Genomic DNA, 1,332 nt, shown 5'->3' on the forward strand with positions numbered 1-1,332 from the left:
GACCTGTGCATTGGACTGGGGCCGGCCGATCGGGACGACGCCGTCGGGGAGCTTCTGGCCGGGCTCGATGCGGAACTCGGTGCAGTTGACCGTGGCTTCGGTCGGCCCGTACACGTTGCTGACGACGGCATGGGGGTGCTGCGCACGCCACTTGTGCAGTCCCTCGCTGTGCAGGGCCTCGCCGCCCAGCAGCAGGTGCCCGGACGGTGAGTAGTCCGCGGGCAGGTTTTCCAGCAGGGGCAGGTGGCTCGGCGTCGCCTTCAGGAAGGTGTTCGGGGTCCGGCTGAGGAGGGCTGCCGTCTCGGCGTCCTCGTCCTCGAGGCCGGCCATGACGATCCGGCCGCCGGACACCAGGGGGGTGTAGAGCGCCGTCACGGTGAGGTCGAAGGCGACCGGGGAATGCACCAGCGCGACGCCCTCGGCGGCGGAATAGGTCTTCCGGGTGTAGGCGAGGTAGTCCACCACGCTGCGGTGTTCGACGACGACGCCCTTGGGACGGCCCGTCGAGCCGGAGGTGTAGATGACGTAGACCGGGTGCTCTCGCCGGAGCGGCTCGCGTCGCTCGTCGTCGGTCACGTCCGTCGCCGGCTGCTGCGCCACCTGCCGGATCACCGCGGGCTCGTCCAGGACCACCACGTCGGTCCCGCCGACGTCACCCACGTCCACACCGTCCGACGTCAGCACCACCACCGGCGCCGCGTCAGCGACCATGAACGCCTTCCGGTCATCGGGGTACCCGGGGTCGACCGGCATGTACGCGCCGCCGGCCTTGGCCACCGCGAGCAGCGCCACCACCAGCTCCACCGATCGCGGCATCTGCACGGCCACGAACCGCTCCGGACCCACGCCGCGCCCGATCAGGAACCGGGCCAGACGGTTCGCCCGCTCGTTCAGCTCCGCGTACGACAGCTCCACGCCTCCGGCGACCACCGCGACGGCGTCCGGAGTCCGCTTCGCCTGGTCCTGGACGAGTCCGGGCAGTGTGGCCGGCTCGACCTCCGCCGCGGTGTCGTTCCACTCCACGAGGATGCGGTGGCGCTCTTCTTCACCCAGCACGTCGATGGTGCTCATGCGGGCTGCGGGGTCGGCGACCATGGCCCGGAGGACGAGGAGCAGTCGCTGGGCGAGCGCCTCGACCGTGGCCCGGTCGAACAGGTCCAGGCTGAACTGGAGGTGCCCGTTCAGAGCGACGGAGTCATCGGCGGCGCGCGTCTCGGAGAAGGTCCACGAGAGGTCGTACTTGATCGAGCTGGACTCGACCGCCTCCATCACGCTGCGCACACCGGGCAGGTCGATGCTGGCCTCGGGGACGTTCTGGAAGACCAGCATGGT

Annotated in this window: 1 protein-coding gene; it reads right to left on the reverse strand. The window is 70.3% G+C overall.

What is annotated here, in order from left to right; all coding sequences use genetic code 11:
• Window positions 1-1,332: AMP-binding protein (locus JK359_RS38470; protein WP_201844376.1), on the reverse strand; the 1,332-nt coding region annotated here is incomplete at both ends.

Origin of the sequence: Streptomyces actinomycinicus (assembly GCF_016741775.1) — a bacterium.
In the GTDB taxonomy this organism is placed as follows: Bacteria; Actinomycetota; Actinomycetes; order Streptomycetales; family Streptomycetaceae; genus Streptomyces; species Streptomyces actinomycinicus.